This window comes from Iningainema tapete BLCC-T55 (assembly GCF_014698965.1).
Lineage (GTDB): Bacteria > Cyanobacteriota > Cyanobacteriia > Cyanobacteriales > Nostocaceae > Iningainema > Iningainema tapete.
Map to the genome: position 1 here is coordinate 19,393 of NZ_JACXAE010000088.1, position 20,730 is coordinate 40,122.

At 41.1% G+C, this 20,730-nt stretch carries 21 protein-coding genes; 10 read left to right on the forward strand and 11 right to left on the reverse strand.

The features are described from left to right. Positions 1 to 191: 191 nt before the first annotated feature. Positions 192 to 1,478 carry an FGGY-family carbohydrate kinase gene (locus tag ICL16_RS29835; protein ID WP_190835222.1) on the reverse strand — a complete coding sequence of 429 codons (1,287 nt, stop codon included), beginning with the start codon at positions 1,476 to 1,478 and terminating at the stop codon, positions 192 to 194. Between the two features lie 169 nt (positions 1,479 to 1,647). Here ICL16_RS29835 and psaM point away from each other — a divergent pair, with 169 nt between their 5' ends. Continuing rightward, the gene (gene psaM / locus ICL16_RS29840) at positions 1,648 to 1,746 is read left to right on the forward strand and encodes a photosystem I reaction center subunit XII (RefSeq protein ID WP_190835223.1); all 99 of its coding nucleotides are present in this window, start codon (positions 1,648 to 1,650) and stop codon (positions 1,744 to 1,746) included. A 287-nt stretch (positions 1,747 to 2,033) separates the two neighbouring features. Further along, positions 2,034 to 2,435 (forward strand): slr1601 family putative cell division protein, encoded by a 402-nt coding sequence (locus ICL16_RS29845; RefSeq protein WP_190835224.1) that lies wholly within the window; start codon positions 2,034 to 2,036, stop codon positions 2,433 to 2,435. A 20-nt stretch (positions 2,436 to 2,455) separates the two neighbouring features. Here the strand turns inward: ICL16_RS29845 and ICL16_RS29850 are convergent, their stop codons facing one another. After that, on the reverse strand, positions 2,456 to 3,160 hold the full coding sequence (locus ICL16_RS29850; protein ID WP_190835225.1) for a tetratricopeptide repeat protein: 705 nt from the start codon (positions 3,158 to 3,160) through the stop codon (positions 2,456 to 2,458). A gap of 378 nt (positions 3,161 to 3,538) precedes the next feature. Here ICL16_RS29850 and ICL16_RS29855 point away from each other — a divergent pair, with 378 nt between their 5' ends. Further along, positions 3,539 to 4,003: a hypothetical protein gene (locus tag ICL16_RS29855; RefSeq protein WP_190835226.1), complete on the forward strand. Its 465-nt coding sequence runs from the start codon at positions 3,539 to 3,541 to the stop codon at positions 4,001 to 4,003. 53 nt (positions 4,004 to 4,056) lie between these two features. On the opposite strand, the gene ICL16_RS29860 is transcribed toward ICL16_RS29855, so the two are convergent. From ICL16_RS29860 to ebsA, 5 genes are all read right to left on the reverse strand, one after another. Beyond that, positions 4,057 to 4,548, reverse strand: a complete 492-nt coding sequence (locus ICL16_RS29860; RefSeq protein WP_190835227.1) for a YajQ family cyclic di-GMP-binding protein — start codon at positions 4,546 to 4,548, stop codon at positions 4,057 to 4,059. A gap of 136 nt (positions 4,549 to 4,684) precedes the next feature. Continuing rightward, positions 4,685 to 5,188 (reverse strand): DNA-processing protein DprA, encoded by a 504-nt coding sequence (locus ICL16_RS29865; RefSeq protein ID WP_190835228.1) that lies wholly within the window; start codon positions 5,186 to 5,188, stop codon positions 4,685 to 4,687. 147 nt (positions 5,189 to 5,335) lie between these two features. Beyond that, positions 5,336 to 6,427: a DRTGG domain-containing protein gene (locus ICL16_RS29870; protein ID WP_190835286.1), complete on the reverse strand. Its 1,092-nt coding sequence runs from the start codon at positions 6,425 to 6,427 to the stop codon at positions 5,336 to 5,338. A gap of 57 nt (positions 6,428 to 6,484) precedes the next feature. Next, positions 6,485 to 6,670, reverse strand: coding sequence for a hypothetical protein (locus ICL16_RS29875; RefSeq protein ID WP_190835229.1), 186 nt, complete (start codon positions 6,668 to 6,670; stop codon positions 6,485 to 6,487). A gap of 26 nt (positions 6,671 to 6,696) precedes the next feature. Then, entirely contained in the window at positions 6,697 to 7,083 is a 387-nt protein-coding gene (gene ebsA / locus ICL16_RS29880) for a type IV pilus biogenesis protein EbsA (protein WP_190835230.1), read from the reverse strand. A gap of 187 nt (positions 7,084 to 7,270) precedes the next feature. Here ebsA and ICL16_RS29885 point away from each other — a divergent pair, with 187 nt between their 5' ends. Next, positions 7,271 to 8,245 carry a radical SAM protein gene (locus tag ICL16_RS29885; RefSeq protein ID WP_190835287.1) on the forward strand — a complete coding sequence of 325 codons (975 nt, stop codon included), beginning with the start codon at positions 7,271 to 7,273 and terminating at the stop codon, positions 8,243 to 8,245. Then, positions 8,199 to 9,602: a glycosyltransferase family 2 protein gene (locus ICL16_RS29890; RefSeq protein WP_190835231.1), complete on the forward strand. Its 1,404-nt coding sequence runs from the start codon at positions 8,199 to 8,201 to the stop codon at positions 9,600 to 9,602. The genes ICL16_RS29885 and ICL16_RS29890 overlap by 47 nt, the downstream gene beginning before the upstream one ends. A gap of 69 nt (positions 9,603 to 9,671) precedes the next feature. Here ICL16_RS29890 and dnaX read toward each other — a convergent pair whose 3' ends face one another. Beyond that, entirely contained in the window at positions 9,672 to 12,866 is a 3,195-nt protein-coding gene (gene dnaX, locus ICL16_RS29895) for a DNA polymerase III subunit gamma/tau (RefSeq protein ID WP_190835232.1), read from the reverse strand. 267 nt (positions 12,867 to 13,133) lie between these two features. Between dnaX and ICL16_RS29900 the strand changes: the two genes are divergently transcribed. Both ICL16_RS29900 and ICL16_RS29905 read left to right on the forward strand, forming a co-directional pair. Next, positions 13,134 to 13,808, forward strand: coding sequence for a hypothetical protein (locus ICL16_RS29900; RefSeq protein ID WP_190835233.1), 675 nt, complete (start codon positions 13,134 to 13,136; stop codon positions 13,806 to 13,808). 13 nt (positions 13,809 to 13,821) lie between these two features. Continuing rightward, positions 13,822 to 14,589 carry an ATP-binding cassette domain-containing protein gene (locus tag ICL16_RS29905; RefSeq protein WP_190835234.1) on the forward strand — a complete coding sequence of 256 codons (768 nt, stop codon included), beginning with the start codon at positions 13,822 to 13,824 and terminating at the stop codon, positions 14,587 to 14,589. 219 nt (positions 14,590 to 14,808) lie between these two features. Here the strand turns inward: ICL16_RS29905 and ICL16_RS29910 are convergent, their stop codons facing one another. Next, a complete protein-coding gene (locus ICL16_RS29910) occupies positions 14,809 to 15,363 on the reverse strand; it encodes a L,D-transpeptidase (RefSeq protein WP_190835235.1) in 555 nt (184 codons plus the stop codon). A gap of 152 nt (positions 15,364 to 15,515) precedes the next feature. Beyond that, positions 15,516 to 16,214, reverse strand: coding sequence for a hypothetical protein (locus ICL16_RS29915; RefSeq protein WP_190835236.1), 699 nt, complete (start codon positions 16,212 to 16,214; stop codon positions 15,516 to 15,518). A gap of 469 nt (positions 16,215 to 16,683) precedes the next feature. Here ICL16_RS29915 and ICL16_RS29920 point away from each other — a divergent pair, with 469 nt between their 5' ends. Both ICL16_RS29920 and ICL16_RS29925 read left to right on the forward strand, forming a co-directional pair. Further along, on the forward strand, positions 16,684 to 17,283 hold the full coding sequence (locus tag ICL16_RS29920) for a DUF1802 family protein (protein ID WP_190835237.1): 600 nt from the start codon (positions 16,684 to 16,686) through the stop codon (positions 17,281 to 17,283). Positions 17,284 to 17,465: 182 nt separating this feature from the next. Then, a complete protein-coding gene (locus tag ICL16_RS29925) occupies positions 17,466 to 17,717 on the forward strand; it encodes a hypothetical protein (protein WP_190835288.1) in 252 nt (83 codons plus the stop codon). Positions 17,718 to 17,818: 101 nt separating this feature from the next. Here ICL16_RS29925 and ggt read toward each other — a convergent pair whose 3' ends face one another. After that, complete coding sequence (ggt, locus tag ICL16_RS29930) at positions 17,819 to 19,591, reverse strand: gamma-glutamyltransferase (RefSeq protein ID WP_190835238.1); 1,773 nt, start codon at positions 19,589 to 19,591, stop codon at positions 17,819 to 17,821. Between the two features lie 90 nt (positions 19,592 to 19,681). On the opposite strand from ggt, the gene ICL16_RS29935 reads away from it, so the two are divergent. Continuing rightward, positions 19,682 to 20,728 (forward strand): nitrilase-related carbon-nitrogen hydrolase, encoded by a 1,047-nt coding sequence (locus tag ICL16_RS29935; RefSeq protein ID WP_190835239.1) that lies wholly within the window; start codon positions 19,682 to 19,684, stop codon positions 20,726 to 20,728. Positions 20,729 to 20,730 lie beyond the last annotated feature (2 nt).

The following is a 20,730-nucleotide window of genomic DNA, read 5'->3' on the forward strand; positions in this document are numbered from 1 at the left end:
AGAAAAAGGTTGTACTTCATGGGAAGCAAAATTGCTATACTATAAAAATGCATTTACTTAACAGCTTTTTAAAGCTATACTTTTCAACTTCTAATTTAGACAAATATAATTTATGAATAGAAGCGAATTTTCACTTAATTATTAATTTCCAATTTATCAGTGAAAATACTGAAACAAATAATATGAACTAATTAAATATTACTCTCAGTACCACGCATTGCCAAAAGAGCCGTTCCATAAGCAGCTTCTTTATGTACAGAGCGTAACACAGGAACTTGCAAACAACGCTGCCTAATATGAGTCCAAGTAGGATTGACTGCACCACCTCCAGCAGTATAAACACGAGTTAATCGCTCTGCGCCTAGTTCTTGTAACAGAAAATACCCTCTTGCTTCTATACGCGCAATACTTTCGAGCAATCCATGTAGAAATTCTTCGGGACGATCAGGACGGGGTTCCAGTCTTGGTGGTAAATTGGGATCATTAATCGGAAAGCGATCGCCTGCTTTCAACAAAGGATAATAATCCAACTGACTAGCTATTGACCCATCTATCTCACGACTGAGATTTTCCAACTCGGCATCTGTAAAAAAGTGCCGTAAAACTGCACCTCCTGTATTAGAAGCACCGCCAACTAGCCACATTACAGACTGTATCCCTCCATTAAAAAGAGGGGGAAAGCGATGACTATAAATTCCGTACCTTGCATCTTCTACACGGGTGCGGCTTAATAGCTTTAAGACAAGTGTAGAACCGAGGGAAGTCACTGCTTCTCCTGGCATTTGCGCACCACTGGCAATAAAAGCAGCAATACTATCAGTTGTACCCGCACACACTAGGCAATTACTCGGAAAATCATACTCAACTGCAATATCACGGCGTAACTCGGCAATAGGAGTTCCTGGATTTACTACTTTGGGTAGATGAATTTTTAATTGCAGTTTTTCTAACCATTCTGGATATTTTAGCTCTAACAGATCATAACCTAGCTTTAAAGCGTTATGGTAATCACTGATGCCTAGTTGTCCGTGGAGGAGAAATGCCAGCCAGTCTGCTTGGTGTAGGAAATATTTAGCAGAGGCAAAACTGGGTAATTGCGACAGCCATAAAAGTTTAGCCAGACTAGATGTCGCACTTAGTACTGTATGGTGTGGTGGAGCGATACTCCGCAACTGTTCCATCACCACTGCTCCCCGTGCATCATTATATAGCATTGGTGTATCTACAGGAATTCCGGCACTATCACATAGTAAGACAGTAGAAGAAGTGCCATTGATTGCGATCGCTTTCATCTCGCGTCGGAATTCTCTGGGTAGCTCGGTTAAACAACTAAACAGAGCAGTTTGCCAAATTGTTACGTCAGAGACATTTGACATTGTGAAGGGATAGCGGACTTCTGCCTGGATATTAGCTTGCTCATCAATTACTATGCTGCGTGCGCCAGATGTGCCAAAATCAATGCCTAAATAAAAATTCATATATACTTACACAACTTAATTAAACTCCTGACTCCCGTATCCTGACTCCTGACTCCTGACTCCTGACTCCTTTTATTGCATTCTGTAACAAATTATTCCCCATTCTCTACAAAACAGGGAAAAGTAGTAGAAGTGTAGATCATTTGTTGAGAATGGGAGGTTTACAACCATGTCTTCTATATCCGATTTTCAAGTGTACATTGCTTTGCTGGTAGCGTTGATTCCAGGTGTTTTGGCTTGGCGATTGGCAACAGAACTTTATAAGTAAAGCCGAAACCTTAGTTCATGGGGTGTAGGGGGTAGGAGAGAATTGCTCACCGTAACGCCAGATGCCCACGGAGGGAAACTCCTCCCACAGCACTGGCTCCCCCGTACCCCATGAACTAGATGAAATCATAAATACGTATAAAAACTAGGTTAATTTTTTATCCATTAATACAAGTGTGGCGATCGCAAAAACAATGAAGTAATATGACAGCTAAATAAAACAGTAAATAGTATTAAGAAAGCTGTTTACCTCTTGAACCACACAACAGCAAGATTATCTTCACGATTATGAACGCGATTCAACCATCCGGGCTTCCGCCACAACCAACTCCAAAACGTCGGGTTCCACGTCACAAACGACACCAACGTTTACGCTCATATCAAGTGATGGCTTTGGAAACAACTGCAAAAATCGGTGTAAACATAGTAATTTCCGCAACAGCATTGTCTGCTTTAACACAACTTTTGCCTTATCACTGGTTACAGCAAGAAAAGCTTAGAGAAATTCGTACAGAAATCAAGATCATGGAACTACGAGTTAACAATTTGCACTCACAATTTAGCCGTAGTTTTGATCCCCGCCAAGCGCAGAGTATTATGCAAGAACAAAGTAATAGATTTGCACCCAACCAACGTCAAGTTGTGTTACCAAAGGACGTAACAGAAGTTCAACAGTCAGAAGCACCCTGACAAGTAAAAAGAAAGAACTTTTAACCCTCAAGTTGAAAGTGCTGGGGATCAAGTAGCTCGTGTAACCAGTTTTCTACTTGCACAGCTAAGCGTCTACCAGGCTCATAAGAGCTACCACAAGATGGCAGTTGAGTTAGAGCGCGGCGATAATCAGCAATCGCACAATTCCAGTCGCCCCAAAGATGATAAGTTCTGCCTCGTTCAGCGAAAATGTGACCATTCAATTGACCGAACAGCAGTGCAATCTCAAAGTTCTCAATTGCTTCATAGTACTGCCCCAAGTCACGTAAAGTAATACCTCGGTTAATCCAAGCTCTCCCATGGCTCGGATCTAAATCTAATGCGATTTCATAATCTACAAGGGCTGCAGTTAATTCTCCACATGCCGCATAATAATTTGCCCGATTGTTATATGCACTGACTAATTTGGGATTAAGTTGCAAAGCTGTGTTATAATCTGTAATTGCTTTTTGCTGCTGTCCACTTTGGAAATAAATTAGACCTCTGTTGTTGTAATCTATGGCATTATGAGGAGAGCGGTCAATGAGTTGGCTCAACAGCGTGATCGCTTCTGTATAATTTCCTAATCGAGCTAATTTTAAAGCATAAGAGCGTAAGTAGCTGTCTTGAGCATTCAAGTCACTTTGAGTAACACCCGTATCATTAACAACTTTGCAGAGTTGGTTTTGCTTGTTACAAGATGGAAAAAATGATTGATTCTTCATATCACCGTCCTACCTAAGCTGCTTGCTCTTGTTGATAAACTTATATTTTTCGTTATGGAGTTGGTTTTGCCCCTGTGTCACTTATTAAGGTGTCTGAAAGTACCCAAAGTAACAGCACTCTTTTTTAATTGATGATTCAATCTAATATTTGATACTTCATCCCCAAGTCGAATTCCTGAAAAAATCAAAATAAATCTTGGAGATTACTCCAAAAGGAAGATATTTCCACAAACTGGTAGAATGTCAATAAGCTGTCAAAGTAGTGAGTAGATAGGAGCAAGCACATCTTGTGCCTTGAGTGCTATATCTAACTCAAAACACATGAATTTCCTCATCTGAAATTTTTTAAGCAATTCTTAAGCTTTAAGAGAAATTATAATGACAACTACAACTCCCTACCATAATGCTCCCGATTTAGTACAAGATGATTACATCGTGATTGGTTTAGCAACCTGTTTTGTGAAGTTAGAGGGAGAAGTTCATCAAGTTGAAGTGATAGAACCCATTCCTTCAGCTGCCTTAGAAGCCTTGCTTAAAGGTATTCCAACTTCTTATCAATTTGCTTGCGCCACAACTTTGGGATCTGTAATTAACGGTGAAGAACCCCAAAAATTAGCTCAGTTACCTGAATCGGCTCAATTTTGTGACGAATTTGTGGTAAGAGCGATCGCTACTGCTCGTACATACAAAAGTCATGAACAAGCTAAATCTTTAATTCCTCTTGGCTCTACATATAATGAGTTTAAATACTCAACTGAGCGTAAACGAGTTATAAATGCTACACGAGTTGTTACGAAGGAAGATAACATTAAGCAGCATTCCCATACTCACAAAGTATTGTAATTAGCTATAGATACCCGACTTCTTAAAGAAGTCGGGTATCTGCTGCCTTCTTTCTAACGGTAATTGGTGAATTGCAAAGCAACAGATAAATCTTCTTGCTTCAAGCGTTGAATAACAGATTGCAATTCGTCTTTATCTTTAGCAGTCACACGTACAGCATCTCCTTGAATAGAAGATTGTACCTTTTTAAATTCGTCACGAATCAACTTAGAAATTTGTTTAGCGATTTCTTGAGGGATACCTTTTTTGAGTTTAACTTCTTGACGAACGCGACTACCGCTTGCTGATTCTACTGTAGCAAAATCAAAGATTTTTTGAGAGAGGTTGCGCTTAGCAGCTTTTTCTCGCAATATTGTGTGTACAGATTCTAATGTGAACTCACTGTCAGTATTAATAGTAATACTTTGTTCACCCAATTCAACAGTAGTTTGAGTATCTTTTAGATCGTAACGACCTTTAATGTCGCGCACAGTTTGGTCAACAGCGTTAACTAACTCTTGTCGATCAAAATCACTTACAATGTCAAATGAATACGTAGAAGCCATGGAAGATTAAGTAATGTAAAGTAGTACGGCAGCAGCCGCAATAGAGTATAAAAAAATAGCCATTGCTAATTGTTGATTGTTCTATATCCATTAGCCATTAGCTATTAGCTATTAGCTATTAGCTAAGGACTAATGACTAATCGAAGTAGAATAGTGTTACTACTTTTCTTTGTTCTTCTGCATCTTTACAGCTTTGGAGCAAAGTGCGACTGTCATGAAAAGCAAAGCAAACTAGTTGCTGGCAACGCGAGATAATCTCTTTGTTGCACAAGTAACTAGCTTCGGCGAGGGAAAGATGATCGTTGCCAGGATTTTCCACTAGGTGCATTACCTGTTCTAGATGTTGGCGAGATTCATAAGGTTGGCGTTCCAAACTTTGAGGTAGAATCACTGTCAACAAATTGGCATCAGCCCGCATTGCTCCCTTAATGGCAGCTAAATTGGTTCCTGTCGCACCAGAAGTGATAATTCGATTTCCTGATAAAACCAGCGCGTAGATCATCATCTCAATCAGATTTTGATGGGTGATCGGAACATGGCGCGAACCCAGTACAGCAATGCGCTTAGAACCGGTTTGCTGGATTGTCGCCAGTTCTTGCGCTAGTGTGTCTACGTTAATAAGGTCTATTGATTGGCTCAAAGACGGAAGATTGGCAGATTAAACGACCTAGATATTTTAGCAAACTAAGGGTGGCTACCCTCAAGGTATTTGTTCTAAAAAAGTAGCATTTCTTGATGGAGGGTAGAGGAGTAGGGGAAAGACCCCCACTTCCTGTTAAACTAATTACTATGGCAACGACAACGCCGGATTGAGATCCAATAAAGTGAGTAAGCGTTTGAGGTCAAAATGTTCAGCCATTAGATGCCGAATATAATGAACTTTAATTGGTTCATGAACACGCACGCTACCAAAAGTACGGTCAATAATTTCTACAGTGGTGAGAGTGTCTAAATCAACCGACAAAATCGGAATTTCTAGTTCTTCGGCACGGTGAAGGATAAAAGAGGGAGGAGGTAGTTGTCCAGTCAGGATTAAGCATTGAGTGGAAGTTTCCAAAGCCGCTTGCTGAATTTCTACACGATCGCCTCCTGTAACTACTGCCATATTACGGCGTAGACGGAAATATTTCACCGCCGCATTAACATTCATTGCGCCAATCGCTAAACTTTCGACCATTAAATCTAAGCGATCGCCACGGCAAAGAACTTCTGCCTTGAGCTGGTGTACTAGTTCCCTAACGCTGACACTACGTAACAACTCGCTTTTCGGCAGTATTCCTAGTATTGGAATACCATGCTGTTCTAGAAATAAACGAATATTAGCATTAACCGCTTGTAGTTGTTGTGCGGGAACATCGTTGATGACAGCACCAATTAGGCGATCGCCCAAACGCTGTTTAGCCGACAACAAGGGTTCTACCGAGAGGAGCGATTTATAACGAGCTACCAAAAGTACAGCCGCATCAACAACAGAAGCTACCTGTGGCAAGGACAAGCCAAATAAACTGCCTTCTTCTAGATTACCAGGACCCTCTAGCAATACTAAATTTCCCCAGGACATTTGTAGATATTGCCTTAGAGACTGGTGATAATCGGTTTGATCTTCACCTCGTAGACGTTTTTGCACAGCTACTTCATCTAAAGCCAGCAACGTGGGTGCAACTCTATTTTCGTTGAGATTAAGGTTTTCGACAATGAACTGAACATCTTCCTCAACCAAAGTTCCTTGAAACTCTCGCAAACAAGTACCCAATGGTTTACCGTAGGCAATATCCAATCCTGTCTGCTGTAGCTGATAAGCCAAGCCCAAAACCGTTGCTGATTTACCGCTGTAAGCCTCCGTCGATCCAATTAGTAAAAATTTAGCTGATTTTGGCACACCTGCACTCCTAATTTCAATCTTGTCCACAGAACGCAGCTAGACATTTACTAAATTTTATGTCGAAGTTAGCTTTGATAGGAAAATACTGCCTCGAATGGTAGAGAAGTTCGGCATCTCGTTCCCTGGTTCCACCTGGGAATGCCTGTTTAGTGGCTCTGCCACTTGCTCAGGTGGAGAAGGCAGAGCCTCCAAGGAATGCATTCCCATGCTGAGCATGGGAACCAGATACGGCAAAAACATGGTACACACGTTCCGGCGGAACGTCTCTACGAACTAACTAAATCTTCTATACGCAGCAATTTGCGGTAGAATGTTTGGGAAAAATCAATTACACGATAACGTTTACTATTTTCTAAAAGTTCTATTAAAAAATTAATAAACTCGAAACTTGTAATCATGACTTCATAACTGAGTTCCGCGTTGCCGTCAAACTGTAGGCGGCAACGAGTTAAGTCTAAAGGCAAGGTGGCGACATTCCAACTAGCGACAAAAGGAATGTTATCGCTACCTTCGATTTTACGCTGTCCTTCCAAAACGCCTTTTTGATACACGCTGATTGCGTAAGGTAACAAATTACGTTTACTACCTTGAATATATGGCAAGTAGACACTTGCTTGTTGCGCATTTGCAGGCTGAATTTGTTCTAAAGACACAATTTGTACTCCTCAAGTTGGATGACAAGAGTTCTGTGTTAGTGTTTTTACTAGTATTCCCAAAAAATGTTCAATCAAACATAACTTGCAGATGCAGTCAATCCAAAACCAAAATCCAAAATTGGTTGACTGTTGGTTAACTCCGTTTCAATATGTCTTAAGGAAAACTTTGCGCTTATTTCATAGTATGGCTCCACTGGCTGCAAACTACTACTTGACATACCGCTGTAATGCACGGTGTCATTTTTGTAACATTTGGGCATTAGAACCAGGACAAGAAGCTGATTTTGAAACCATTAAACGTAATTTGACAGATTTACGCCGTTTAGGAGTCAAATATGTGGATTTTACGGGTGGTGAACCTTTGCTACGACAAGATGTTGGAGAAATTTATACGGAGGCGAAAGAACAAGGTTTTTATACCAGCATAACGACGAATACCATTCTGTATCCAAAGAAAGCCACACAGATTCAAGGCTTGGTGGACTTTTTGAATTTTTCTTTGGATGGTGCTGATGCAGAAACTCACGATCATTCACGTGGTGTAAAGATTTTTGACACACTGGTAGAATCGGTGAAAATTGCTAAATCATTGGGAGAATACCCAGTTCTCAATCACACCGTTACTGCCCAAAATTATTCGCGGATTGATGAAATTGGTGAGTTAGGCAAACAACTAGGTGTTCGAGTGTGGCTCAACCCAGCTTTTACAGCACACGATCACTACAACTCAAATAAGAATCCTACCCCCGAAATGGTAGCGGCAATAGAAGCTACTGCTAAGAAATATAAAAATGTCGGGTACAATAAGGCAGCACTGGCTTTTATTGAAGCTGGAGGCAATGACACCAAAAATCCTCGCTGTAAAGCGGTGGATGCTGTCATTGCTATTTCTCCTAATGACGAACTGCTGCTACCTTGTTACCACTTCGCCCAAACCGGAATTCCGATTCAGGGACGATTGTACGATTTATATCGAGAGTCGCAAGAAGTGGAAAATTACCGCACTTCTCAAGGTAAGCTAAAGGTTTGTGAGGGTTGCACTGTTTGGTGTTACCTGATACCCAGCTTCTTTATGGGTGTAGATAAATATTGGTGGTTGAATCAAGTGACCTATGCCAGCGAATTCCTGGCCCGAAAACGATTCCTACAACGAGTTTGAGCCGCTTAATTCTCTATTTTCTGACCTTTCAGAAGAAGAGGAGTCGATGGAAGAGGCACTAAATTCTCTGTCTCTTCCATCCCGGTTTAAAGCTCGTAGACGCAAAGCCGCTCTAGTTTTGACGATGGTCTGGAGCGGTACAATCGCTTTGCATATAGCTTCTTGGGGTTCTTTGTTAGTATTAGGGCTAACCACTATAATCGGGATTCATGCCCTGGTTGTGGTGCTAGCTAAACCCCGCCACGCTAGCGTTGAAATACAAGCGGATTTTCCTTATGTATCCTTGTTAGTGGCAGCGAAAAATGAAGAAGCAGTTATTGGCAATTTAGTCAAGAATCTTTGTAGCTTGGAATATCCCAAAGAACGCTACGAAGTCTGGATAATTGACGATAACAGCAGCGATAAAACGCCGCAATTATTAGCTGAAATAGCACAAGAATACGAAAACCTGAAAGTTTTGCGCCGTAAAAGCAATGCAAGTGGCGGAAAGTCAGGGGCATTGAATCAAGTACTACCACTATGTCAAGGTGACATAGTAGCAGTGTTTGATGCAGATGCTCAGGTAACATCTGATTTGCTGTTGCGGGTAATACCTTTGTTTCAACAAGAAAAACTAGGGGCGGTGCAAGTGCGCAAAGCGATCGCCAATAGCTCAGAAAATTTTTGGACAAAGGGACAAGCCGCAGAAATGGCACTGGATATTTTTTACCAGCAGCAACGAGCAGCAATTGGTGGGATCGCTGAATTACGTGGTAACGGTCAATTTGTCCGGCGCAAAGCACTTATCAGATGCGGTGGCTGGAATGAGGAAACTATTACAGATGATTTAGATCTGACTTTCCGTTTACATCTAGATCAGTGGGATATTGACTGCTTGTTATATCCAGCTGTCAATGAAGAAGGTGTAACTAGTGCGATCGCTTTGTGGCATCAGCGTAACCGTTGGGCAGAAGGCGGATATCAGCGGTATTTGGATTACTGGGATCTCATTTTGCGCAACCGTATGGGTACACGCAAAACTTGGGATCTGCTCATGTTTATGTTCATCCAGTACATCTTACCTACTGCTGCATTACCAGATCTTTTAATGGCAATTACCCGTCATCGTCCTCCAATCCTCAGCCCTGTAACTGGTTTAACAGTTACTTTGTCTATGGCATGGATGTTTGCTGGATTAAAGCGAATACGTCAAAATCAAGATCTCAAAATTTCTACTTATTTTCTGTTATTATTTCAAACGCTTCGTAGTACTTTATACATGATTCATTGGGTATTAGTAGTTACCAGTACTACTGCCCGCATGTCAGTTAGACCAAAGCGATTGAAATGGGTGAAAACAATTCACCAAGGAAAGTAGCTTATGGTTAATTGTTGATTGTTAATGGTTAAGATTAATTAACAATTAACAATTAGCAATTAGCAAATCTTAAAATTCCTCATCGATTTCTAATTCATCTGTCAATTCAGATGTAGCTAAATTGTCTACAGCGGTATCATCTATAAATGGGATGATTTCTCCGTCAAAAAATTGTGCTAGACGTTGTACTGCGATCGCTGCTTCATCAGTTTCCCAATTATCTTGAGCGGCTGGGGATGATGGTGGTGGAGATGGCGGTGTCGTAGGAGGATTTACTGTAGATTCAGTTTTGATTGTTGGTTTTGGTGCTGGGTTTGAAACTTCAATAGCAGGAGTAATAGATATATTTTTACTGGGAGTTGTCTGCTGATTTTGTGAAGTTGGAGGTGGGTTAGAAGTTGATGACGCTAATTCTAAATTTACTTTAACTTCACTCTGAAAAGTTTCCTTAAACGCTGCAACAATTTTCGGTAAATCAGCTTGTACTTTTTTATACCATGCTTGCTTAACAGTAATTCTAGCTACAGTACCGTCAAACTCAGTTAAATTGCACATTTGACGTAGTAACTCGCGTCGTGAAATCGGCTGAAAATTGGCAAGTATCTGTTGCCAGACTTGGCTCTTGTCAACTGGTGTCTCCGCTGTATCTTCCTCTGATGGAGATGCTGATGATAATGCTTCGACTTGAGTAGGTGGCGATTGTGGGGGAGTTGGTGAGTTTGTGAGTGGGGAAGTTGGTGAGTTTGTGAGTTGGGGAGTTTGTGAGTTTGTGAGTTTGTCAGTTGGGGAGTGGTTTGTTTGGGGTTGAGGGTTGGGGGGATCTGCTGATTTTGTTTCGTGCGGTGATGATGGTGGTTTTCTACTGTTTTGTATAACGTTAACATTAGCTGAGGGTAATAATCCTAGCAATGTTATCTCTAACCACAAACGTGGTTGAGTGGTGTTTTTTAGTAAGGCTTCAGCAGTTCGTAAATTTTGCTGTCCGACTAAAATTGTATTTATTTCTAATTGTTGAGCAAAATCAACTAGTTCTTTCCAGGTTTGATGAGTACAAGCAATTAAGTCATTGCGGTTAGGTGCTGTTTTAGCGATGAGTAAATCGCGATAGAAGGAGGCTAGATTTTGAAGAATAGTTAAGGGTTCACGACCACGATCTAGGATTTTACGGGTATAGTCAAGCACAGCTTCGGGGGTGTCAGAGGCGATCGCACTTAACAGTGTCAGCAAGTCTTTTTCGCTTACTGTTCCAACTAAGTCCCAAACTTGCTCTGGTGTCACTTCCCCTGGTAATAAACTTAACTGGTCAAGGAGACTTTCTGCATCACGTAATCCCCCTTGCGCAATTTGGGCAATTAAAGTTACCGCTTCAAGGTTAATATTAATACTTTCTTTAGAGGCGATCGTCTTTAAATGTACTACCATTGCCTCTAATGGTATCCTGCGAAAATCGAACCGTTGACACCGAGAAATTATTGTTGGTAATACCCTTTGGGGATCAGTTGTCGCTAAGACAAACACTACTTGCTTAGGTGGTTCTTCTAGTGTCTTAAGTAGCGCATTGAACGCCTGACTACTTAGCATGTGGCAGTTATGAACGAGAAGCCCATTTGCAACAAAGTTGTGATTATCTTCAACTTCAATGTCATAGACAAGTTCAACTCCAGCGAGGTGAACAGATTCGACCGTTTCCAAACTTGTAGTCCATTGAGGGAATTGAATACTGTCTAAGGTCTGCCAACAATTTTCTACTGGCGTCTGCGCCCATCCGAATATAGTGATATATCTTACCTGTGCTACTCCTTGTGTAAAATCTTGTTTTTGTTGGGTATCCAACTGTTGTAAGCCCATCGGCAATAATTTGATTTTCTTCGCCCGAGAATCCTTCTGTGTGCAATTGGATCTGTGGACTTCCTTCTGGACTAAGGCTGAGCGATCCATCATCACAGAACCACCAAGCAATTCCCTCTGGGGTAATTCTATTGAGCCACTCCATAGAGACAAGTTTTTTATCCCCATTTGGTTTAACAATGTCAAAAACATCTTTGAGTTGGGGATGACACAAAGTTTTGCAGGTAACTGATTCTTTACCGTATCCTTTGTTAAGTGTGAATTGTAGCTTTGGTCGCAGTACTTAAAGACGATGGGCTTTATATTCCAACCATTCCTGCTGCTTTTGAGCGTGTGTCCAAGCCAATCTGGGGAATCGACTGTTTTTATTTGGGTAAGTGATTGAGCCATCTCCAAGTAGGGTTCCGTAGATAAGTCCGAGTGTTTCTGGTGAAAGCACTTCGGCATCGGCAAGGAAATTTTTTGTTCTAAGTTCCCATATTCCGTGTCCTTTTTTGTACGGGTGTCTTTTCCAGTAAGACTGTATACTGGTAAGTCCTTTACCTTTATTTTGTAAGAAGGCAGGGACATCAAGTTTTTCTCCGCAACCGCAGGCACATAAGGGACACAGTAATTCAGCTTGTACCAAGATTGATTCCAAATTGTACGATTTTTGCCCGTAGGTATTACCCTTAAACTGGTGTCCTGAAACGAATTTCCGGAGACGTCCATCTGTGCCAAATTTGTAGATGAGCGTACTACAGCCGCATTCACAGGGGATAGTATCCTCATTCCTTCTTTTACGTCTCTTGCTGCTGTCCATCCCCTGTCCGTCCTAATTAAGTGATTACCAGTGCATCTAATTACACGGTTAGTTGTTGTTATGATAAGTGTTTGGCGTTCACCCTGATCTAACCACCTGAGAACTTTTTTGAATTCCCACTCTCCTCTGGAGTCGTTATAGCTGAGAACTTGTTTTCCTTTGATGTTGGGGTCATCAATTCGCATTACTCCAACACTTGTTTGTACCAGCGAGTCACCGGTTAAGCATTCATCGACGACATAAACCTTGTAGCGACATTGAACGGGGGCGAATTGCGCCCGTTCGATCATTTCGCGAATGTTGTCTACGCCTGTGTTGCTAGCAGCGTCAATTTCAACTACATCTAAAGAGTAGCCTTTGGTGATCCCCTGACAAACATCACAGACGCCACAGGGTTTTTCTGTGGGTTTGTCACTTTTGAGGCAATTAAGCGATTTTGCCAGAATTCTGGCGCTAGAGGTTTTACCTGTACCCCTTGGACCTGTAAATAAATAGGCGGGGGCGATTTTGCTGCTCCGGATGGCGTTAGTGAGGGTAGTGGCGATCGCCTCTTGCCCCACTAGTTCAGCAAAACTCTTTGGGCGATACTTGTGGTGCAGGGGTTCGTAAGACATGGATGAGTCAGTTCGATGACTTTAAAGGTTCATGAGTAGCACCCAGGGAAATTTGGGATTAGACCATTTTAAACGTAGAGGCTCGATGAGCAAATGAATAAATTACTTATTTTAGTACAAAGATACCATATTGAACCCAAACAAATTCTCTAACAAGAAAAAGTTTTGATCTTTTAGTAATAGGGGTGTGGAATCTGAAACCGCATGCAGCTACGATCAGTCTTAGACGTGTAAAAATCTTATGGTAAACAAATCTTAGGGGTGCAAATGCTCCAGCGGCTAATTCAATGGCTTAAAAAGTTTTTTCAACGTTTGTTTGGCGGAAAACAAACTTTAGCAAAAGGTAGGGAACATGTCCGCCAAACACCTCCTCCACCCCTAAGCGATGCGGACTTAGAATTTTTGTTCACAGAACTGTTAGAAGGAGTGCATCAGGTAAGAGGGCAAGCTTGGGCGCAAAAGTGGCTTCACAATATTGAACACCGCGTTCCTACTGAACGTTGGATAGAGTGGTTGCGACGCTTTGGCAGCAAACTACTAGCATCACCTACACCCAATAACGAGTTAGCTTACCGAATGGTACAATTGGGTGAGCTAGGGGTTGGAGAAGTTGGAGACGAGGCATATGATATTGGAATGCAATTGTTGACGCGCAACCAAGGTGAGCCAATCTTAGAGTATGAAGGTCCAGATGCTAAACCGTCAACGCACCCCCCAACCCCCCCCTTGGGAGGTGAGCAAGCACAAATATTAGAAAATCCAGAGGAAGGAGAATTTCAAACCATTACTCTCGATCAGTTATTTGTCGCATTGCAGCAAGATGAAAATATCCGCCAACAAGTTGCTGAACAATTGGGAATTCAGACAAATGATCCAGAAGTAATTATGCAGGCATTACTAAATCAATTTAGCGATCATCAACCACCTACAGACCAAGCATAGGAACAATTAAACTATGGAATCTGAAAGTGGAATGTCTTTGCAACTTGAAGGTTTGGGAAAATCCTTCGGCACAAAACAAGTACTACAAGGCATAAATTTACAAGTTAAACCAGGAGAATTTGTGGCGGTTGTCGGTCGCAGTGGTTGTGGTAAAAGTACACTACTACGGTTAATTGCTGGACTAGAAAATCCAACTGCCGGAGCAGTAATTTTAAATGGTAAAAAGTCTCATAAAATTCACCCAAGAGTACGGATGATGTTCCAAGATGCACGTCTATTACCTTGGCAGCGAGTACTGGCAAATGTCGAACTAGGCTTGCGTGGCTCTAAAATATTTGTACAACAAACTGCTTTACAAGTTCTTCGTTCTGTCAAACTAGAAGATCGTGCTCACGATTGGCCTAGTGTACTATCTGGAGGACAACGTCAGCGAGTGGCTTTAGCAAGGGCATTGGTAAGTAAACCTTTGTTGTTACTTTTAGACGAACCCCTTGGTGCGCTAGACGCATTGACTCGCATCGAAATGCAACAATTAATAGAAAATTTGTGGCAAGAGCAAAAGTTTACCGCTTTACTGATTACCCATGATGTGGAAGAAGCTGTAGTTTTAGCAGACAGAGTGATTTTAATTGAAACTGGTCAAATAGCTACAGATTTATCAATTTCTTTACCACGTCCTAGAGCTAGGGGAGATGTAGTATTTGCTCAAACAGTAGACAAAATTTTACAACGTGTTATGGGTAACAAGGGAGAGGACAAGGTCAGACAAAATTTAATATAGCAACTAACTATTTTATCTCTATGAAAAACCCCGATTTGCTCGGGGTTTAAGGTGTGTCACAATTATTTTTTAGGGCTTAATGTATTTCAGTGTTACTTACGTATTTTTCCTTACTAAATACAGTTGTGCCTCACCCAAAAGATATACTTTAAAAATAGTAAACATATATACGTATATTATTTTATCAACACTAATTAATCTATTGAGAAGCTTTTGTGCTTATCGCTCTACGATCACTGGTGTTCCCAAATTAACTTGAGTGAATAATTCCTCTACATCTTTGTTATACATCCGAATACAACCGTGTGAGGCGGCTTTACCAACTGACTCTTGATTTGGTGTACCGTGAAAACCTATCCAGTGTTTACCATTTGTCCAAAACCCAATCCAATAGTTACCTAATGGATTCTCAGGGTTTCCACCAGGGATCGCTTCTCCTGTCCAAGGATGTATCCAAGTGGGCTTTTCCATCATATCCATTACCCGGTATTTACCAACTGGTGTTTCCCATCCTGGACGTCCTATTGCGATCGCATAACTCTTAATTGGGGCGTTTCCTTTATAAAGTGTTACTTGACGACGACTAAGACTAATCTTTAAGTGTGTTAATTTATCAATCAAATCATTATACTTTTTTGGTATAATTTCTAACTCATTCCATAAATCATGAGAAATATTTGGCTCATCCGCAGCATACGAAATTTCGGGACTGCAATATAAAGAGCAGAAACAAATGAATGCAAATAACTTCCCTGAAAAAGATTTGAATTTCATCTATTTATAGATATAGAATTTAATATACTTAAAAAAAGTAAGTATTTTTTATACTATTGCTACCATATTTAAGCAGGTTGGGTTAAACGAAGTGAAACCCAACCTTTAAGTATATAAGTTGGGTTTCGTTCCTCAACCCAACCTACGTACTTTTACCACAATGCGCTGACACCTTTATTATTATTTTGTCCGCTTGTGTTGTTGTTAACACCTGTATTGTTTGTGGGTGTTGTGGTGTCATTTATATTTTGGCTACGCTGGTTTCTAGGAGTAGTATTGTTCTGGTTATTGTACTGATTGCGTTGAGTTCCGCTAGTTCCAGTTGTGCCTGTTTGGTTGTACTGGCTTTCGGTAGTTCCATTTGTGCTATTAGTACGTCTGTACTGAGTTGTGCCAGTATTTGAGGTAGGAGTGCGTCGGTTTCCGTTAGTAACACTATTTTGTTCCCGCTCAGTACCAGTGATACGGGGATTTTGGGTAGGCTGGTTTTGTTGGTTGCTGGTGTTAGAACGGTTGTACTGAATTGTGCCGCTTGGAGTACTTTGATTACCGTTGGTAACACCATTTTGGTTACGCTCATTACCAGTGGTGCGGGGATTGGAATATGTCTCAGCCCGGTTTATAGGGCTATTGTTTTCATCTTGTACTCTCTGTGTATTACTATTACCACTGTCATTAGTTGTTGTGCGACTTTGAGAGATAATGGTACTATTGTCTGGAGCCTCACTAATCAATATCTCTTTAGAGTTAGAATTAGGCATTGCCAAGGCTGGCACACTAATTAGTACACTGGCAGTAGCAACTCCAGCGAAGCTGACTAGCTTTTGAATTATTGTGTTGTTTCCGCTCATTAGTATCTCCTCCAAGTGAACCTAAATGGCATTTTGATTGCTGCGTTTTTTAAAAACTTATGACAGCAGTTTTAAGTCTGATTTAAGTATTCCAGTCAAAAATGCTGAACTTGTGTTCTCGTTTCTTTATAAAAGTTAACTCTAATATTTTCTTGAAGCTTCTACCTAAAGCATGGTCTAATCAGCAGCTATTGTGTAACTTAAAGTACAGTAGTTGTTCTTTTTTGGTATGGATTTTTATCATTAAGTACAGATGTGTTTTGAGAGATATGTGCTATAGTCGTCATAAATAAATTTTAATTTGATAAAAAAATATAAGGTGAGTAGAATTAGATCTCAGGGAAGATTCATAGATGAAAATGTATGCATAAGATATCCCGAAATACCTTATTAATTTATTCTTAAACTTAGAATTAGTTATTTAGTATTCTGTTGTACTTAGATTAAATTGAATCAGGGCTAAAGTCTTATGCGTAAGTTAGAACTTACTCAAACTGTTCATGCACTAAAGGAATGGGCGATCGCGATTAATGCCTTAGAAGCTGGAAAAACAATCATGCTCCTACGTAAAGGCGGTATTCACGAACGAGGAGGACGTTTCCATGTTGAGCAAGATCAAATTTTGCTCTACCCAACATATGAACATCAACAGTCATTCATGCTCAAACCAGAATACGTCGATCTCGGACACCAGTTAACATCTGGTTGGCGTCCAGAAACAGTAATCTTTAGCAGTTGGGCGAAAATTACTGATATTTTTCCAGTTACTGAAGAGTCAATAGTCAACGCCTTACTCCCGTTCCATATCTGGAATGAGTACTTTATCAGCGATCGCTTGAAATGGAAACCGCGACAACCACTATATATTCTGCTATTACAGACTTACAAACTACCCCAACCACAGGAAATTCCCTATCGTAATGAATACGGCGGCTGTAAGTCATGGATTGATATAGCTTCACCAATTAATTTGCAAGGATCTCAACCAGTTTTGTCTTCAGACTACAACCAATTAGTAGCAGAAATTCGTAGCATTGTTGGCAACAAGTCATATGCTGCATTTTCATAATGCACCCATTGATGTTACAGAAAAAAGTAGTCACGCATACATACACACTCTTAAACTACAGATACGATGAGATGCAATACTGCCAGAAAGATTTTGTAAAAAATTACCCTCCAGGGTGATGTGTTGCTTGACAAAAGTGCGTCATTATGCTTTTTATAGAAAAAACAACAAAGGAGTTTGCCATGTATCGACAAATGTGTTGGTTATCTAAGTCTGGAGACAATGGAGAGAAAATTTTGCATTTGCAGACTGCACCCAACGAACCTTGGCGTCCTTACACAGCTTTTGCACAATATGCAGTACCAGATTACCAAATACCAAGTGGTTCTAAAGGTTGGGCAACATATCAAAAACTCCTCAAAGCAGGTTGGACTTTAGTACCTAATGCACGGGCAAATGAATTCTCTTCATCAGCCGCCACTGTTGAATTGTAGAGACGTTACGACGGAACGTCTCTACAGAAATCGGGCAACAGATTCAGATCGCAAAACCCGAAACAAGCCTGAATTTTATACATTAGAATTACGAATTGATATTACCACCCTCTGGGAGAACCTTCACCGCGTGGATCGGCTGCTCCTTCTAGGGTTCCGTTGGGTGTAATGACAATTGCATTAATATTACCCCAAGGCTGAGTCTGCTTAATATTATGTCCTCGGCGTTTTAACTCGGCAAGAGTGAGAGCATCTAAACCAAGTGGTTCCACTCTTAACTCATCTGGTAACCACTGGTGATGTATGCGTGGTGCAGAAATGGCTGCGCCAACATCCATACTGTATTCAAGTACATTGAGTACAACCTGTAGTACTTGGGTAATAATAGTGCCACCGCCAGGAGCGCCCACAATCATTTGTAGACGTCCGTTTTTGGTGACAATAGTGGGAGTCATGCTAGATAAAGGTGTTTTACGTGGTGCGATCGCATTTGCTTCATTACCCACTAGCCCAAATGCATTAGGTACACCCGGTGCTGCCGCAAAATCATCCATCTCATCATTTAACAGAATACCAGTTCTTGGCACTACCACCCCAGAACCAAAACCGTAGTTTACTGTAAAAGTTAGACTAACAGCGTTGCGTTGTTCATCAACAACATTCAGGTGGGTGGTTTCGGGAGACTCATAGGATTTTTGATTAGTGCGTGTTGAATCAGGTACAGCTTGGTTAAACTGCAAAAGAGTATCCCTGTCTACGGGCTTGACTTCAGTTGAAGGTTTAGCCATATTCATGGTAATTTCTTGACGGCGTTTTTTTGCATAGGCTGGGTTAATAAGTTGTGCTATGGGGACTTTGACAAAATCTGGATCACCTAGATGTTTTGAGCGATCGGCATAAGCAATCTTCATCGCTTCTGTGATTAAATGTAGAGCATCGGGATGATGCCATCCCAAAGATTTTAAATCTGTGTCACCGATAATATTCAGAATTTGTAATAGATGGATACCTCCTGAAGAAGGTGGTGGCATAGAGCAAATTTTCGAGTCACGGAAATTGCCACATACAGGAGTACGCCAAATTGGTTTATATGCTTTCAAGTCTTTAATAGTGATTAAACCACCATTTTTTGCCATATCATTGGTGATCGCACGAGCAATTCTGCCATTATAAAAACTTTGGGGATTCTTGGCAATTTCTGCTAGAGTTCTAGCCAAGTCGCGCTGCACTAACTTTTCCCCAGCACTGTAAAATTCTCCGTTGCGAGTAAAAATTGCTCGTGCTGCTGGATTAGCAAGAATTACTTTCAAGCGTTCTGCGTACACCTGTATTGATCGCCAAGTTGGTATTTGACTTAAAATAAAACCATTTTGAGCTAGTGCGATCGCAGGTTTTACAACTTCAAACCAAGGCAGCTTACCATATTGACGATGCACCTCATAAAGTCCTGCCACTGTGCCTGGTGTTGCTGCCGCCAAATAACCATTAACACTTGCATTTGGAACTACCTTACCTTGTGCATCCAAATACATATTTCTTGTCGCTTTCAACGGTGCGCGTTCCCGGAAATCTAAAGCCTTAATTTCTCCCTTTGCGGAATGTATCAGCAAAAAACCACCGCCACCAATTCCTGCTGAAAAAGGCTCCACAACTGAAATCACGAAAGCTGTAGCTACTGCGGCATCAACAGCATTACCACCCTTACGTAACATTAATAAACCTGCATCACTAGCAAGAGGATGAGCCGAAACCACCATCCCTTTTTTAGCGCGTACAGGAAAAACAACAGTAGCTTCAGCTACTTGAGTGCATAACAAAATACTAAAAGAAAAAACTGCAAAAGCAACCCGTGTGTATTTTTTAAAGATACTCATTTTTTATTTTTGCATGGTGTGAATTATACTAAAACTTATAAATAATAACAATAATTGTTGATTTAAGTAAAAAAGAATAATCACAAAATTATGGCAGCAAATAGCGATCGCATAGAATCTTTCATAGCTTTAGCACTCCAAGTTACTTGCCACGCAGTCAACTCGGCAACTAACCGCTCAGAAGCCCGTTCTTTAATGCAAAATACCATCAACCGCTTAGCAAAACAAATCGCTGCCAGTATTGCTTTTATTGGTTCTGACTGTCGTTTAATTGTCTTACCCGAATACTTCCTGACAGGTTTTCCCATGGGAGAGTCACTCGCTGTGTGGGCGGAAAAAGCTTGTTTAGAAATGGCTGGTGCTGAGTATGAAGCTTTAAGTGAAATTGCCCAAAAACATGGTATATTTATTGCAGGTAACGCTTACGAATTAGACCCGAACTTTTCTGGGTTATATTTTCAAACTTGCTTTGTCATCGACCCATCAGGGACAATTGTTTTACGCTATCGCCGACTGAATTCCATGTTTGCACCGACACCCCACGATGTTTGGGATAAATATCTCGACTGCTACGGCTTGGAGGGGGTGTTTCCGGTAGCAAAGACAGAGATTGGGAATTTAGCGGCGATCGCATCTGAAGAAATCTTATACCCAGAAGTAACTCGATGTTTAGCAATGCGAGGAGCCGAGATTTTTCTCCATACGACTTCCGAAGTATATGGCGGAACAACCCTCAAACCCAAAGATGCGGCAAAAATCACTCGCGCTGTGGAAAATTTAGCATACTTAGTCTCAGCAAACACAGCAGGCATAGTTAATATCCCCATTCCAGATGCTTCGGCTAATGGCGGCTCCAAAATCATCGACTATAAAGGAACGGTAATAGCAGAAACAGGTGCAGGCGAGAGCATGGCAGCATTTGCAGAAATAGACTTAGCTGCATTACGCCGCTACCGCAAAAGACCTGGGTTAAATAATTTACTTGCGCGACAACGGTTTGAACTCTACGCTGAAAGTTATCGCCAATCCCATTTTTACCCGGCTAATACTATGCTGGAAAAAGAGGTAGACCGCAAACATTTTTTGCAAACTCAGCTTGAAACCATTGAGCTATTAAGCAAACAGGGAGTAATATGACG